Raw genomic sequence first — 13,681 nt, forward strand, 5'->3', positions numbered from 1 at the left:
CCCCTCGCTGCCCCAACGAACAAGCCCTTCGTACCGTTCCCCGGCCGGCGCGGCGGCAACCAGGTGACCTGTTCAACCCGTGGTCGGAGCTGTGCTCGGCCGGGCGATCCCGGATCATGGATGAAATGAGGACCTTCGCCGACCGCGTCCGCGGCCTCGCCCCGGCCCCGTGGGAGCACGACGCGGAACTGCTCCGCGGCCTGTTCGACGCTCAGCTCGGCAGCCGGCATGCGGACCTCGCGGCCCGCTGGATGCAGTCCCAGGGCACCGGCTTCTACACGATCGGATCCGCCGGGCACGAGGGCAACGCCGCCGTCGCCGCCGCGCTCCAGCCGACCGACCCGGCCCTGCTGCACTACCGCTCCGGCGCCTTCTACCTGACCCGGGCCGCCCAGTGCGGCTCCAAGGAGGGCCTGCGCGACATCCTGCTCGGCGTCGCCGCGGCCACCAGCGAGCCGATCGCGGGCGGCCGGCACAAGGTGTTCGGGCGGCACGAACTGTCGGTCATCCCGCAGACCTCGACGATCGCCTCGCACCTGCCGCGCGCGATGGGCGTCGCGTTCTCGATGAACCGGTCGGCCAAGCTCGGCGTACCGTCCCCGTGGCCGGCCGACGCGATCGTGGTGACCAGTTTCGGCGATGCGTCCGCGAACCACTCGACCGCGACCGGCGCGATCAACGCGGCGCTGCACGCGTCGTACCAGGGGCTGCCGATGCCGTTGCTGCTGGTCTGCGAGGACAACGGCATCGGGATCAGCGTGCGCACCCCGGACGGCTGGATCCGGCAGGCGTACGGCTCCCGCCCCGGTCTGCGGTACTTCGACGCGGACGGCACCGACCTCGACGCGGCGCTGTCGATGGCTCGTGAAGCGGCGACCTTCGTACGGCGGAACCGCCGGCCCGCGTTCCTGCGACTGCGTACCGTCCGCCTGCTCGGCCACGCGGGCTCCGACGTGGAGACGGCGTACCGGTCCCCCGCGGAGCTGGCCGCGGACGAGGAGCTCGACCCGCTGCTCGGTACGGCGCGCTACCTGCTCGGCGCCGGCTGCACCGCCGACGAGATCATCGAGCTGTACGAGGAGAAGCAGGCCGAGGCGCTCCGGATCGCGGCCGAGGTCGCCGGCCTCCCGCAGCTCACCTCGCCCGAGGCCGTCGCCGCGCCGTTGCGCTTCCCCGAGCCGGCCGCGGTGGCCGACGCGTTGCCGCGTCCGGTCACGACCACGGAGCCGCTGACGCTCAGCCAGTCCATCAACCGGGCGCTGAGCGACGTGCTGGCGTCGTACCCGGAGGCGATGGTCTTCGGCGAGGACGTCGGCCGCAAGGGCGGCGTGTACGGCGTGACGCGCGGACTGCAGAAGGTCTTCGGACCGGCCCGTGTGTTCGACACGCTGCTCGACGAGCAGTCGATCCTCGGCCTCGCGCTCGGCGCCGGCATCTCGGGTCTGCTGCCGATCCCCGAGATCCAGTACCTCGCCTATCTGCACAACGCCGAGGACCAGTTGCGCGGCGAGGCGGCGTCGCTGAAGTTCTTCTCGCAGGAGCAGTACGCGAACCCGATGGTGCTGCGGATCGCCGGCTACGGCTACCAGAAGGGCTTCGGCGGCCACTTCCACAACGACGACGCGATCGGCGTCCTGCGGGACATCCCGGGCGTCGTGATCGCGTCCCCGTCCCGGCCGGACGACGCGGCGTCCATGCTGCACGCGTGTGCGGCGGCGGCCCGGTCGTCGGGCAGCGTCAGCGTGTACCTCGAGCCGATCGCCCTCTACCACCGGCGTGACCTGTACGCCGACGGCGACGAGCAGTGGCTGGCGCCGTACGGCGGCGAACCCGTGGAGATCGGGCGCGGCCGGACGTACGGCGACGGCACCTGGCTGACCATCGTCACGTTCGGCAACGGCGTCCCGATGAGCCTGCGGGTGGCGGCGCGAGTGCCGGGAATCCGGGTGCTCGACCTGCGCTGGCTGGCGCCGCTGCCGGTCGAGGATCTGTTGCGCGAGGCAAACATCACCGGGCGGGTGCTGGTCGCCGACGAGACCCGGCGCTCCGGCGGGGTGTCCGAGGGCGTGCTGGCCACGCTGATCGACCACGGGTACGCCGGGCGGCTGGCCCGGGTGACGAGCTACGACTCCTACGTCCCGCTCGGCGCGGCCGCGCACGAAGTCCTGCTCAGCGAACAGACGATCGAGGACGCCGCCCGCGAACTGCTCAGCTGAACAGGCGCTGCCAGAAGGACTTCTTCCGGGGCGTCGACGCCTCGGCGGGTTGCGGGACCGGCGTGCGGGACGGGCGATCCATCCGCCACTGGGCGACCACCGCGTCCTCGTTCACCGGGCCCGTCGGCACGACCGGTCCGGTGGTGTCGCGGATGGCGAGCCGGATCCGCTTGTTCAGGTCGGCGAGATACTCGCGGACCTCGGACTCGCGCCGCATCCCGCGAACCTTCTCGTGGACCTGCTGCTTCTCCTTGCGGAGTTGCATCGCGGACGGCAGCAACGCCTCGGTCTCGACGTCCTCGCGGCGGAGGAAGTCCTTGACCCACCAGTCGGGGTCGTGCTGCTCGGCGAGCTTCAGCGGTTTGCCGGCGCCGGGGAGGTCGTCGAACTCGCCCTGGTTCTGGGCCAGCTTGATCTGGGACTCGACCCATTCCTGGTTGCTCATGCCCGGCGGTCTGCGCTTCGTCATGGCCCCACCTCGTCTGTCGTCGTCGACAGTTGCTCCGAGACCTCACCCTACCGGCTTGTGATTGCATTCACAAGGCATACTCGATACGTGCAGCTGACCGACGAAGAGATCGCGGCGATGACGCCGCAGGAGCGGCGGGCGCTGATCCTGCGGCTCGCACCGCGGCCTGCCGGGCTGCCGTCGCGGCGGACGATCGACCGGATCCGCAAATGGCGGACGGTCCTGATGCTGGTCTGCGCGGCCGCCCTGATCCCGTGGACCGTGTACCTGGCCATCACCCTGCCCAGCCACTACGTCGCGCGGAACTGGGTCGCGACCTGGGTCGGGTTCGACATCCTGCTGCTGACGACGCTGGTGCTGACCGCGCTGGCCGGCTGGAAGCGCAAGCAGTTCGTGTTCCCGACCGCGTTCGCGTCCGGCGTGCTGCTGATCTGCGACGCCTGGTTCGACGTGATGACCAGCCAGCGCGGCGGCGACCTCACCCAGGCCCTGCTCAGCGCGTTCCTGGTCGAGCTCCCGCTGGCCGTCGTCCTGATCGCCGGCCCACTTCGCCTGCTCCGGTACGTCGCGATCCGGCACGGCATGATCCATCCCGACTCCCACCTGTGGCGGATGCCGATCCCGATCCCGGACCTCTACCCCGGCCAGAAGGTGCCGCCGGCGTCATAAGGTGGTGGCCCAGCGTCGGGAGAGGGGTGGCGGATGTCCGAGGTGCTGTCCGTTGTCGGTGGCGAACGCGTGGCGGAAGCGGTACGGCGTACTCCGTCGACCAACCCCGCGCGGCTGAGTGAGGTCGTCGGGACTGTCGGCAGTGCGGGGCCGGAGGTGTTCGTGCGGGCGGCTTCCGCGGCGCGGGCCGCGCAGCCGGGGTGGGCCGGGACGCCGGCGCCGCAGCGGGGTCAGGTGATCTCGAACGTGGGCCGGCTGATGACTCTGAACAAGGATCGGCTGGCCGCGCTCGTCACCCGGGAGATCGGGAAACCGCTGGCCGAGGCGCTCGGCGAGGTGCAGGAGATCATCGACACCTGCGACTTCTTCCTCGGGGAGGGTCGCCGGCTCTACGGGCAGACGGTGCCGTCGGAGATGCCGGACAAGCAGCTGTTCACGTTCCGGCGGCCGGTCGGAACAGTTGCCGTGATCACAGCCGGAAACTTTCCGGTCGCCGTTCCGTCCTGGTACATCGTCCCGGCACTGCTCTGCGGAAACACCGTGCTGTGGAAACCGGCGGAATATTCCGCGGTCGTTTCCGACGCGTTCTACGAGATCTTCGCGCACTCCGGCGTACCGGCCGGGGTGTTCAACGTCGTCTACGCCGACGGCCCGGACACGTTTTCCGGTCTCGAGCAGGCGTTGCAGGCGGGGCTGATCAACAAGGTCGGGTTCACCGGGTCGAGCGCGGTCGGCACGCAGATCGGCGAGCTGTGCGGGCGCCACCTGCAGACACCGTGCCTGGAGCTCGGCGGGAAGAACCCGATGGTGATCACCGAGGACGCGGACCTCGACCTGGCCGTCGAGGGCGCACTGTTCTCCGGTTTCGGCACGGCGGGACAGCGGTGCACCTCCTTGGGCACGGCGATCGTGCAGCGGTCCGTGTACGACGAGTTCCTGGACCGCTTCGCCCGGGCGACCGCCGAGGCGGCGATGGGCGATCCGACGCAGGACGTGCTGTTCGGGCCGTTGCTGGACGCGAAGTTCGCGGCCGGGTTCGAGAAGTCGCTGGGCTGGATCGCGGCGCACCATCGGGTGATCGGCCGGGTCGGCCGGGTGACCGCGGAGAACCCGCGGGCCGGGTTCGTCGGCGATCCCGGCGCCGGGTTGTTCTACCACCCGACGATCGTGGCCGGGGTGCGGGCGGACGACGAGCTGTTCCTGAACGAGACGTTCGGCCCGGTGGTCGGCGTCACGCCGTACGGCACGCTCGACGAGGCGATTGCGTTGGGCAACAAGTCCGGGTACGGATTGTCCAGCTCGATCTACACGACCGACCCGAACAAGGCGTTCCGGTTCGCGCAGGGCATCTCGGCGGGCATGGTGAGCGTCAACAACTCGACGTCCGGCGCCGAGGCGCATCTGCCGTTCGGCGGGAACGGGAAGTCGGGCAACGGGTCGCGGCAGAGCGGCGTGTGGGTGCTCGACCAGTTCACCCGGTGGCAGTCGATGAACTGGGACTACTCGGGCAAGCTCCAGAAGGCCCAGATGGACACCGAGACGGTCGAGGCCGACCTCACCTTCCAGCTCCCGTGATCGACTTGGGCCTGCCGGAGTCCGCCGAGGTGGTGATCGTCGGCGGCGGCGTGATGGGCACGAGTATCGCGTTCCACCTGGCCGAGGCCGGCGTGCGGAACGTGTTGTTGCTCGAGAAGGACCAGCTCGGCTCGGGCTCCACCTGCAAGGCGGCCGGCGGCGTCCGGGCGAACTTCTCCGACGAGGTGAACATCGCGCTCGGCGCGCGCAGCCTGGAGGCGTTCGCGCGGTTCGGCGACCGCCCCGGGCAGGAGATCGACCTGCACCGGGTCGGCTACCTCTTCCTCCTGGAAACCGCCGAGCAGGTCGAGCATTTCCGCGAGAGCACCGACCTGCAGAACAGGCTGCCGGAAACCGCTGGATTACCGACCCGAATGGTGTCGGTGGACGAGGCGGTTTCCTTGGCGCCGATCGTCGCGCCGGACGGGCTCGTCGGCGCCTGCTTCTCGCCCACTGCCGGACACTGCACGCCGGAGTCCGTCGTGCTCGGGTACGCCTCGGCCGCCCGGCGGCTGGGCGCACGACTGGTGACCGGCTGCGAAGTGCTGGGAATCGATGCTGTGGGCAACCACATCTCCGTGGTGCGGACGAGCGGCGGCGCGGTCCGGACCGGGACGGTGATCTGCGCCGCGGGCGCCTGGTCGGCGCGGATCGGCGAGATGGCCGGCGTCGGACTGCCGGTGGTCCCGCTGCGGCGCCAGATCGTCGTCACGGAGGCGATCCCGGGCCTGCCGGACGGCTTGCCGATGACGATCGACTTCGGCACGACGTTCTACTTCCACCGCGAAGGCCCCGGTCTGCTGGTCGGGATGTCCGATCCCGACGAGGAGCCCGGATTCCACCTGAACCGGACCGACACCTGGATTCCCCGCCTGACCGAGGCGATGGCCCGGCGGGCGCCTTCGCTGCTGGACGTCGGGCTGAGCGGTGGATGGGCAGGCCTGTACGAGGTGACGCCCGATCACAACGCGCTGATCGGCGAGGCCGGCACGGTGTCCCGTTTCCTCTATGCCACAGGCTTTTCCGGCCACGGATTCCTGCAGGGCCCTGCTGTCGGCGAGGTGATCCGGGATCTCTACCTCGGCCGCGAACCGATCGTCGACGTCGGCCCGCTGAACGCGCAGCGGTTCGAGCGGTCCGGGGCGCGCGCCGAGCGGAACGTCGTCTGATGACGCTGCTGTTCACCCACTCGGACATCCTGCGATCACTCGAGATCCCTGCCGTTCTCGAAGCGTTGCGAGCCGGCTTCCGCGCGCCCGCCGACATCGAGCCGCTGCGCATCCGCACAGACCTCCCCGGTCCCGGTACGGCGACCGCTTTGCTGCCAGGGCTCATCCCGGGGATCCCGGCGTACACGGTGAAGGTCAACGCCAAGTTCCCGGATGCCACGCCGGCGCTGCGCGGGGTCGTCTGCCTCCACGATCTGACGGACGGCTCGCTCCTCGCCCTCCTCGACAGCTCGACCGTCACCGCCTGGCGTACGGGCCTCGCGGCCGCTCTCGCCACGGATGTCCTGGCCTCAGCAGGAACGCCCGAGGGCACGGGCGCTGTGGGTCGAGGCGATCGCACGGCAGTACGCGCTGAGCAGCCCGATCAACGCCGTACGCGTGGTGTCGCCGTCGGGGTGGTCGGGGCCGGGGCGCAGGCCACCATGGTGCTTGCCGGTCTGACCGCCCTCCGGCGGGTCGATCGCCTCGTCGTGCAGGACGTCGCACCAGCGCGGGCGGCAGAATTCCTCGTCGGCCAAGGGATCCCAGGTGTTGTGGTGAATGACCCGAGAGCGGTCGCCGCGGCGGCGGATGTCGTTGTCCTCGCCACCTGGTCGCGCGAGCCGCTGCTCACGGCGGCCGACGCTCGGCCCGGCCTTCACCTCACCACGTTGGGCGCCGACGAGCCCGGCAAGGTCGAGCTCGGCGCCGACCTGTTGTCGACCGCACGCGTGGTGGTCGACGACCGCGCACTCGCCGTACGAATGGGTGCCCTGGGCAACGTCGACCTCGGCGCCGAAGCCGCCGTGACGCTGACTGAAGTGCTGACCGGCGCGGCCGTGGGACGGCAATCGGCAGCGGAGATCACCGTCTACGCACCGGTGGGCCTCCCCTGGCAGGACCTCGCGATCGCATGGCCTGTATACCAAGCCGCATCCGGCCACGGCCGCACCATCGACTTCCTCAGCTGAGCCTCGCCAAGGCAGGTTCGGGTCCCAACTCGCCCGGCCCAGCGCTCGAGCTGAGCCAGCCATCTGAGGGGTTGACCCCTGAGCTTGCCGGTTGTCCCTGCGGCAGGCGAGCGGTCAACCGGCCAACTGAGGGGTCAACCCCTCAGCCGTTCAACCCCGATGCCGTGCAGTGGCGGGGTCGCCGCGCCGTCGGCTCGCCGGCTCGTTCTGGTCGCGGTGCGGGTCAGGCGCGGCGCGACGGGACACACCAAACCCGGCCTGAGACAGGCAACGGTGACCCGAGATTAGCAATATCAGGTCCCCAGACACCACGGCTTGTCTCAGCCCACCGCGACGTGGCGACACCGTCCCGCGCGCGTCAGCGAAACGGGCAGTGGGAGCGGCTCCCCAGTTGACTCGCGCCACGAGCTCGGCGCCGCGTAACAACCTGAACCTCTCTGGCGACGGCACTAGTTGACCACCGCGCCGGCGGTGATGTTCAAGGCGGTGCCGGTGATGGAGCGGGCGAGGTCGGAGGCCGCGAACACGGCGGCGGCACCGACGTCGGAAAGGGTGGCGGCGCGCTTCAGCATCGTTTGGGCGGCGGTGTGCTCCGCGACCTCGCGCCGGAAGTCCTCCGGGTAGGTGTCCGGGTTCGACTCCGGGATGCCGTTGGTCTGCAGCGTGAGCACCCGGATGCCGTGCGGGCCGAGCTCGGCGGCCAGCGTCCGCCGCAGCGCCTCGACGGCGCCGAATCCGGCCTGGAAGGCACCGAGGTTCGGCGCCGGGTCGCCGTACCCGCCGAAGGTCAGGATCACGCCGGAGCCCTGCTCGATCATCCGCCGGGCGGCCGCGCGGGACGTGAGGTAGTACGTGCGCAGCATGTTCCGGACCGGTTCCTCGACCTCGGCGAGCGACAGGTCGATCAGCGGCTTCCCGAAGTACTGCCGGTGGCCGATCAGGTTGAACGAGATGTCGATCCGGTCGAGGGTGGCGGCGTGTTCGTCGACGGAGGCTTCGTCGAGGGCGTCGACGACCGCGATCTCGGCCTTGCCGTCGTTCGCGCGGATCTCGGCGGCGACCCGTTCCAGGCGATCCGCCGTCCGTCCGGCGAGGTGGACGGTCGCGCCCGCGGCGGCGAACGCCTTCGCGACCGCGCCGCCGATCGGTCCGGCCGCGCCGTACACGACCGCGGACTTGTTCTCGAGCATCATGAGTGGGCCTCCTCGGCCAGTTCGGTGACGAGGGCGTCGAGGTTCCGCATCGAGGCGCGGAGACCGCGCTCCATCCCGCCGTCGACGTACAGGTCCCGGTCCTCGACGGCGAAGAACACGGTGTTCTGCGTCAAGGTGGTGACCCCGTCGGCCTCGTCGAAGGTGATCAGATTCAGGTAGACGATGCCGGGCGCCTGATCGAACTCGTACGTCTGCACGATCCGCTCCGGCGTCGGCGACCCGTGGTACAGCCCGTGGAAGGCGTAGCCCTTGCCGTCGCTGTCGTAGTGCGTCCACCGCCAGCGCCCGCCGTGCCGCGGGTCGAGCTGGTTCACGACCAGCTCGAGCCCGGCCGGCCCGAGCCAGCGCTTCACCAGATCGGGCTCGGTGTACGCGCGGAACAACAGGTCCCGCGGCGCACGGAACTCCCGGACGACGACGACCTGCGGCACGCCCGGCTCGACGACGATCTTCACGACTCCCCCTGCAGGTCGTCGAGCAGGTCGTCCAGACGGTCGAAGCTCTCCGTCCAGTAGCCGCGGTAGTCCATCAACCAGCCGACGGCCGCCCGGAGCGGCTCCGCCTCGAGGTGGCTGAGCCGGGCAGTCGCGCGTTGCGAACGGCTGATCAGACCGGCCTGCTCGAGCACCTTCAGGTGCTTGGAGACGGCCGGCTGCGACATGCTGAACGGCGCCGCGAGCTCCGCGACCGTCGCGTCGCCGCCCTTCAGCCGGGTCAGGATCGCCCGGCGGGTCGGGTCGGCGAGCGCCGCGAAGACACCGGTCAACCCATCTTCATAACCAACTGGTTTCAGAACCATGTGGTTAAGAATGCGCACCGACCCCGGCCGGCGTCAAGGGCGCCGGTGCTCCCAGTTGGCCGGCTCGCACCAGGACGGGTCGATGCCACGGTCGATGCAGTACTGCCGGAGGATCTGCTCCCGGGTCGACGGGCGGCTGGTCGGACGCGACGGCGTGACCGGCGTACTGACGGTCGCGCGGGTCGGCGTCGGCGCGCTCCGCTCGGGAGTCATGGTGGTCGACGTCCGGGTCGGGCGCGGGGTCGGCCGCTTGGCCGGCCGGGACGTCGCGGCCTTCTCCGGCACCACGATCGTCCGCGGTGGCGTTTGCTGTACGACGGGAGGCGTCGAACTGGCCGGCGGACCGGCGGACGGGCTTTCCGCCACGAACGTGACGGCCGCCGGGTCGTCCGATCCGCCGCCGAACAGGCCGATCACGGACACCGCCCAGATGTTCACCGCGAGGAAGACGAGCAGCGCCGCGGCCCCGGCGTACGCGGCCCGGCGGGACGGAGCGCCGTACCGGCCGATCGGGCCGAGCACCGCCCTGCCGTTGCCGTCACGCCAGAAGTGCCAGCCCGGCGGCGCCGGCGGCCAGGACGGATCCGGACGCCAGCTTTCCGGCGGGATCCAGTGGCGCCGGGGCGGAATCGGCCAGTGCGGCGGTGCCACGAACCGCTTCAAGAGAACTCCTCCACTCCACCGACACGACCCTCGCACCATGCCAACGACACAGACCCCACGCGAGCTACTTGCAGCTTCACCACGAAGTGCGTGTCGACTGGCTTTTCCGATCAACCCGCACCGAGCGGAGCGAGGAGGGGCCTGTCACGCGGACTGGCAGATGCAGAGCTGAAGCGACGCACCGGCGGCGAACGGACTGCCGGACCAGTCGCCGAGGCGGTCGACGAGTTGGAGGCCGCCACCCGGAAACATCAGGTCGTACAACCGCGCGTGAGAGTAGAACTCTCGACTCACCAGGCACCCCTCCTCAGTTGAAGTGAATGACGTTGGTCAGCAGGCTGGTCAGGTCTTCGCCGAAGGGGCGGTCGGTGGTGATTGGGCGGATGGCGGCGTCGACCGAGTGCATCAGGTTCTGGAGGCCTGGCGGGATTTGGCGGGTGGACAGGGCGAAGGCTTGGCGTACGGCGAGGAGTTCGCAGGCGAGGGTGGTGCGGGTCAGGCGGACTGCTTCGAGGAGGTTGCCGGCGGCTTCCCAGGAGAAGGTCTGGACGTCCTCTTGGCCGTTGGACGTCTCCGCCGTACTGATTGCCGTCGGCAACGTCAGGCGGCGGAGCTGGTGGGTGGTGGCGACGGCGCGTTTGTGGACGGCGACCAGGCCCGCCTGCGGACCGGGATCGTGGGCGAGCTGCGCGGGCAGGCCTGTGACCGCCGGGTCGAGCAGCCGGTGCAGCCGCGCGGCCGAGACCTCCGCGGCGTGCGCCAACGCAGCAGTCAGGTGATCGCAGTACGCCGCCAGCTCGATCCCGTGGAAACCGGCGGTGCTCACGAACTCGCCGTCGAGGTACGCCGGGGAGTCCGTCACGCCGCTGAACGCTCGCTCGATCGCGCCGTCCAACTGCTCCACCGTGCGCCGCGCATGCGCCACCACGTGTCCCGCCACGCGGAACGAGACCGGCGCCTGGAGACTCCGCGGCTCCGCCTCGGGACCCGCGAGCTCCCGCAGCCGCGCCAACTCCGCCGCCAGTATGTCGTCCCCACGCCCCGCGGCCCGGCGGTACGGATCCCGGCCGGCCCCGACCACCGCGATCGCCCCCGCCCCCACGGCCGTGAGCTGATCAGCAAGCTTCCGCGCACGATCCGCGGCCAGAGCCGCGCGCCCGGTCGCACCGGGGATACCCGCCAGCAAGGCGATCCCCTCCTTCGCCCCCAGCTCGAGCCCCGGCAACACCCCGGCCGCGGACCGCACGCCCGGGCCGTCGTGAACCCATCCGAGGCCGACCAAGGGGCCCGCGGCGTGGGCCAGCGGGATGATCTCGCCGGCGGACCCGGCGCCCTCGGCGGGGATCGCCGGCGTGAAGCCGCTGTTGATCAGGGCCACCAACTGATGGATCAGGTCGACAGAGACCGCAGCGTCGCCGGTGAGGAAGGTGCGGAGGCGGGCGATCAGGACAGCGCGGGCCTCGTCGGGCGGGAGCCAGGGCGGGCCGCCGACCGCACGGCCGAGCAGCAGGTTGTGTTGGTGGACGCGCTGTTCGGTCTCGGTCAGGCGGATCTTGCTGAGGTTCCCCATGCCGGTGTTCACGCCGTACACAGGCTCGCCGGACCGGAGCGTTTCCAGCGCGGCGCCGCGGATCGCGGCCAGGCGCTCGAGGAGGGCCGGCGCCAACTCGATCGGTTCCGGGCTCGCCGGGTCCAGGTCGGCGGGATCGTCGACGATCATCAGTGGAACCGCAGCATCGTGCCGGCGTCGGCGGCTTCGGCGCGGCGCAGGATCAGGTGGGCGATCGCGACGTCCAGCAAGGACAGGCCGCGATGCCAGAAGAGGTTGCGCTCGGCATCGTTCTCGCGACCGGGTCTGCGGCCCGCCACGATCTCCCCGATCTCGGCGTACAGCGTCTCCGGCGACAGCCGCCCGCTGTCCACGTGCCGGCGCAGCGACCCGAACCGCCCGGACTGCGCCTCGCGCCAGTCGTCCACCACGACCTTGTCGATGACGTCGAGCAGGTCGAGCTCAACGGCCGACACGGTCCCGTACGGTACGACGAACGCGCCCGGCCGCACCGCCGCCGTACGCAGCAGCGGCTCGGGCTCGGTGAGCCGCGTCGCCTCGACCAGGACGTCGGCGCCGTCGAAAGCCTCCGCCGCGGTCGCACACACCCGTACCGGCGTGGTCAGCTCCGCGGACAGGTCCGCCGCGAACTTCTCCCGCGACTCCGGCCGCCGCGACGTCACCCGGATCTCGTCGAGATCGAAGAGGTCGTCGAGCATGGTCACGTTCCACCAGGCCGTGCCGCGGGCGCCGGCGTGCGCGAGGATCTTGCTGTCCCGCCGGGCCAGGTGGCGGGCGCCGACGGTCGTCATCGCACCGGTCCGGGCCGCGGTGATCATGGTCGCGTCGAGAACGGCCAGCGGTACGCCGGTGGTCGGGTCGAACAGGGTCGCCATCGCGAGCTCGCTCGGCAGGCCCTTGCGGTAGTTCGGCACGAAGTCGCCGACCACCTTCACGCCGGAGATCCCGTGCTCGCCGAGGCCGTCGAGGTGCCCGCGGAGGATGTTGAAGTGCCCGATCCCGCCGTTGTCCGGGGTGAGGTGCACGCGCGGCTCGAAACTGGTCCGCCCCTCGCCGTGCTCGCGGACCGCGTCCTCCACGGCGTCGACGATCTCCCGCCGAGTCAGCCCCAGCCCGTCGATGTCCGGACCGCTGAGGAACCGCAGCCAGATCCCGTTCGTCACGTGGCTCCTTCGGTTGCCGTCGGTCGATACTTTAGTTTCACGCCGTCACGTTACGTTCGTGCCATGGGGTCGACGACTGCGGATCGCACGGTGATCGGGCACTCCGCCGGGGACAAGGCATTGCTGTTCGGCGGGCTGCCGCTGGCAGGGCTGGCGCTCGGGTTGTTCCTGCCGCGGATCGCCGAGTGGGCGGAGGGTCGCGAGTGGGTGCCGTTCCAGGGACCGTTGCGGTTGATCGCGGCCTGGGACGGCTGGTGGGTCGTGGTGATCTGCGTGGCCGTCGGGCTCGTGGGCGGTGTCCTGCTCGCCGGGATGGCGCTGGACGACACGTTGAAGGTCACGATCACCGGCCAGTCGGTGGAGTTCCTGAAGAACCAGACCACCGTCACCGTGCCGCGGGTGAAGGTCGCGGTGGCGTTCCTGGACGGCAAGGAGATCGTCCTGCAGGACGCGTCGTCGAAGGAACTGGCCCGCGAGAAGCACGACCAGTTCACGTCCGAGAGTCCGAAGATCGCCGCCGCGTTCCGCGCGCACGGCTACCCGTGGTCGGAGGCCGGCGACCCGCACGCGTCCGAGTTCCGCCGCTGGGTCGAGGCAGACCCGGATCTCTCCCCAGCGGCCAACGCGCTGCTCAGGGCCCGTTCCAAGGCGTTCGACCAGGGCGACAAGGGCAAGGCCGACCTGCGAGAGCTCCGCGGAGAGCTCGCGGGCCTCGGCTACAGCGTCAAGGACAAGGACAAGAAGCAGTACTGGCGCGCCACCGGCTAGGCATCCAGCAGCTCGAGGACCGCTTCGGCGTAGGCCTGCTCGGCGTCGTCCGCAGTGCAGGAACCGCTGGTCAGATTGACCCGGTAGCCGTCAGGCGTGGCTTCGAGGGACCGGAAGTGCGGGCCGAGGAGGGCGCGCAGCTGCTCCTCGCGCGGAAGCCAGATGACTTCGCGCTGCTCGATGCTGTCCAGGGCCCACTCGGTGGTGCCGTTGAAGCCGATCACCTTGCTGCCCTGGTAGTCGTGCACCTCGACGGTCATGTCGCTCACCACGAACACGTCCTCGTCCATGTCGCGGTCCGGTACGACGAAACGATCCCCGGCCGAGGGCGTCCACAGCACCCCGGCCTTGCGCAGTCGTCCGGCCTGCTCGATCGTGATCACCCCTCCATCCTCC

The 13,681-nt window shown here is 70.5% G+C and carries 15 protein-coding genes; 6 read left to right on the forward strand and 9 right to left on the reverse strand.

Going from position 1 to position 13,681, the window contains the following annotated elements; all coding sequences use genetic code 11:
• Positions 1 to 125 precede the first annotated feature (125 nt).
• Positions 126 to 2,216, forward strand: coding sequence for a thiamine pyrophosphate-dependent enzyme (locus tag ACWEOO_RS06240; RefSeq protein WP_452142068.1), 2,091 nt, complete (start codon positions 126 to 128; stop codon positions 2,214 to 2,216).
• On the opposite strand, the gene ACWEOO_RS06245 is transcribed toward ACWEOO_RS06240, so the two are convergent.
• A complete protein-coding gene (locus tag ACWEOO_RS06245; RefSeq protein WP_359940447.1) occupies positions 2,209 to 2,685 on the reverse strand; it encodes a DnaJ family domain-containing protein in 477 nt (158 codons plus the stop codon). The genes ACWEOO_RS06240 and ACWEOO_RS06245 overlap by 8 nt on opposite strands.
• Positions 2,686 to 2,772: 87 nt before the next feature.
• Between ACWEOO_RS06245 and ACWEOO_RS06250 the strand changes: the two genes are divergently transcribed.
• Genes ACWEOO_RS06250 through ACWEOO_RS06265 form a run of 4 tightly spaced genes read left to right on the forward strand, consistent with a single transcriptional unit; the run spans position 2,773 to position 7,108 of the window.
• Positions 2,773 to 3,354 (forward strand): hypothetical protein, encoded by a 582-nt coding sequence (locus ACWEOO_RS06250; protein WP_452142069.1) that lies wholly within the window; start codon positions 2,773 to 2,775, stop codon positions 3,352 to 3,354.
• A 33-nt stretch (positions 3,355 to 3,387) separates the two neighbouring features.
• Positions 3,388 to 4,929, forward strand: coding sequence for an aldehyde dehydrogenase family protein (locus ACWEOO_RS06255; protein ID WP_452142070.1), 1,542 nt, complete (start codon positions 3,388 to 3,390; stop codon positions 4,927 to 4,929).
• Entirely contained in the window at positions 4,926 to 6,098 is a 1,173-nt protein-coding gene (locus tag ACWEOO_RS06260) for an NAD(P)/FAD-dependent oxidoreductase (RefSeq protein WP_452142071.1), read from the forward strand. Before ACWEOO_RS06255 ends, ACWEOO_RS06260 begins: the two co-directional genes overlap by 4 nt.
• The gene (locus tag ACWEOO_RS06265) at positions 6,098 to 7,108 is read left to right on the forward strand and encodes an ornithine cyclodeaminase family protein (protein WP_452142072.1); all 1,011 of its coding nucleotides are present in this window, start codon (positions 6,098 to 6,100) and stop codon (positions 7,106 to 7,108) included. The genes ACWEOO_RS06260 and ACWEOO_RS06265 overlap by 1 nt, the downstream gene beginning before the upstream one ends.
• 449 nt (positions 7,109 to 7,557) lie before the next feature.
• Here ACWEOO_RS06265 and ACWEOO_RS06270 read toward each other — a convergent pair whose 3' ends face one another.
• The 7 genes from ACWEOO_RS06270 to ACWEOO_RS06300 all read right to left on the reverse strand — a co-directional run bounded on the left by ACWEOO_RS06270 (position 7,558) and on the right by ACWEOO_RS06300 (position 12,517).
• The gene (locus ACWEOO_RS06270; RefSeq protein ID WP_452142073.1) at positions 7,558 to 8,301 is read right to left on the reverse strand and encodes an SDR family NAD(P)-dependent oxidoreductase; all 744 of its coding nucleotides are present in this window, start codon (positions 8,299 to 8,301) and stop codon (positions 7,558 to 7,560) included.
• Positions 8,298 to 8,777 carry an SRPBCC family protein gene (locus ACWEOO_RS06275; protein ID WP_452142074.1) on the reverse strand — a complete coding sequence of 160 codons (480 nt, stop codon included), beginning with the start codon at positions 8,775 to 8,777 and terminating at the stop codon, positions 8,298 to 8,300. The genes ACWEOO_RS06270 and ACWEOO_RS06275 overlap by 4 nt, the downstream gene beginning before the upstream one ends.
• Positions 8,774 to 9,088: an ArsR/SmtB family transcription factor gene (locus ACWEOO_RS06280; RefSeq protein ID WP_452142075.1), complete on the reverse strand. Its 315-nt coding sequence runs from the start codon at positions 9,086 to 9,088 to the stop codon at positions 8,774 to 8,776. The genes ACWEOO_RS06275 and ACWEOO_RS06280 overlap by 4 nt, the downstream gene beginning before the upstream one ends.
• Positions 9,089 to 9,154: 66 nt before the next feature.
• Positions 9,155 to 9,784, reverse strand: a complete 630-nt coding sequence (locus tag ACWEOO_RS06285; RefSeq protein ID WP_452142076.1) for a hypothetical protein — start codon at positions 9,782 to 9,784, stop codon at positions 9,155 to 9,157.
• Positions 9,785 to 9,928: 144 nt separating this feature from the next.
• Positions 9,929 to 10,078: a hypothetical protein gene (locus ACWEOO_RS06290; protein WP_452142077.1), complete on the reverse strand. Its 150-nt coding sequence runs from the start codon at positions 10,076 to 10,078 to the stop codon at positions 9,929 to 9,931.
• Positions 10,079 to 10,091: 13 nt separating this feature from the next.
• Positions 10,092 to 11,504 (reverse strand): aromatic amino acid lyase, encoded by a 1,413-nt coding sequence (locus ACWEOO_RS06295; protein WP_452142078.1) that lies wholly within the window; start codon positions 11,502 to 11,504, stop codon positions 10,092 to 10,094.
• Complete coding sequence (locus ACWEOO_RS06300; RefSeq protein ID WP_452142079.1) at positions 11,504 to 12,517, reverse strand: ornithine cyclodeaminase family protein; 1,014 nt, start codon at positions 12,515 to 12,517, stop codon at positions 11,504 to 11,506. The genes ACWEOO_RS06295 and ACWEOO_RS06300 overlap by 1 nt, the downstream gene beginning before the upstream one ends.
• A 63-nt stretch (positions 12,518 to 12,580) precedes the next feature.
• Here ACWEOO_RS06300 and ACWEOO_RS06305 point away from each other — a divergent pair, with 63 nt between their 5' ends.
• Positions 12,581 to 13,285: a YqeB family protein gene (locus ACWEOO_RS06305; RefSeq protein WP_452142080.1), complete on the forward strand. Its 705-nt coding sequence runs from the start codon at positions 12,581 to 12,583 to the stop codon at positions 13,283 to 13,285.
• Here the strand turns inward: ACWEOO_RS06305 and ACWEOO_RS06310 are convergent.
• Positions 13,282 to 13,668 carry a pilus assembly protein CpaE gene (locus ACWEOO_RS06310; protein ID WP_452142081.1) on the reverse strand — a complete coding sequence of 129 codons (387 nt, stop codon included), beginning with the start codon at positions 13,666 to 13,668 and terminating at the stop codon, positions 13,282 to 13,284. The two genes, ACWEOO_RS06305 and ACWEOO_RS06310, sit on opposite strands and share 4 nt — an antisense overlap.
• Positions 13,669 to 13,681: the final 13 nt, after the last annotated feature.

This window comes from Kribbella sp. NPDC004138, from assembly GCF_053603655.1.